The organism is Bacillus sp. Medicinal_06 (assembly GCF_056711665.1).
Map to the genome: position 1 here is coordinate 1 of NZ_JBWYHD010000064.1, position 517 is coordinate 517.

Genomic DNA, 517 nt, shown 5'->3' on the forward strand with positions numbered 1-517 from the left:
AATAATAAAAGTCTGGTAATGATGGCAGAGAGGTCACACCCGTTCCCATACCGAACACGGAAGTTAAGCTCTCTAGCGCCGATGGTAGTTGGGACCTTGTCCCTGTGAGAGTAGGACGTTGCCAGGCAAAGCGGAGGATTAGCTCAGCTGGGAGAGCACCTGCCTTACAAGCAGGGGGTCGGCGGTTCGATCCCGTCATCCTCCACCATATACGCCGGCTTAGCTCAATTGGTAGAGCAACTGACTTGTAATCAGTAGGTTGGGGGTTCAAGTCCTCTAGCCGGCACCAGTTTTTATTGTACGAGCCATTAGCTCAGTTGGTAGAGCATCTGACTTTTAATCAGAGGGTCGAAGGTTCGAGTCCTTCATGGCTCACCATTTATTAAAATAATATGCGGGTGTGGCGGAATTGGCAGACGCACCAGACTTAGGATCTGGCGCCTTTGGCGTGGGGGTTCGACTCCCTTCACCCGCACTTTTAATAAAATATCTCATAACATGTCTTGCGGAAGTAGTT

At 50.1% G+C, this 517-nt stretch carries 4 tRNA genes and 1 rRNA gene; all 5 read left to right on the plus strand.

Annotated features, from left to right (window positions below):
- Window positions 1–11 precede the first annotated feature (11 nt).
- Window positions 12–127 (plus strand): 5S ribosomal RNA (gene rrf, locus AC1M36_RS28465).
- Between the two features lie 5 nt (window positions 128–132).
- Window positions 133–208: transfer RNA gene (locus AC1M36_RS28470), tRNA-Val, on the plus strand.
- A 5-nt stretch (window positions 209–213) separates the two neighbouring features.
- Window positions 214–289 (plus strand) — tRNA-Thr (locus AC1M36_RS28475).
- Between the two features lie 13 nt (window positions 290–302).
- A tRNA-Lys gene (locus tag AC1M36_RS28480) sits at window positions 303–378 on the plus strand.
- Window positions 379–394: 16 nt separating this feature from the next.
- Window positions 395–475 (plus strand) — tRNA-Leu (locus tag AC1M36_RS28485).
- The last annotated feature ends 42 nt before the right edge of the window (window positions 476–517 follow it).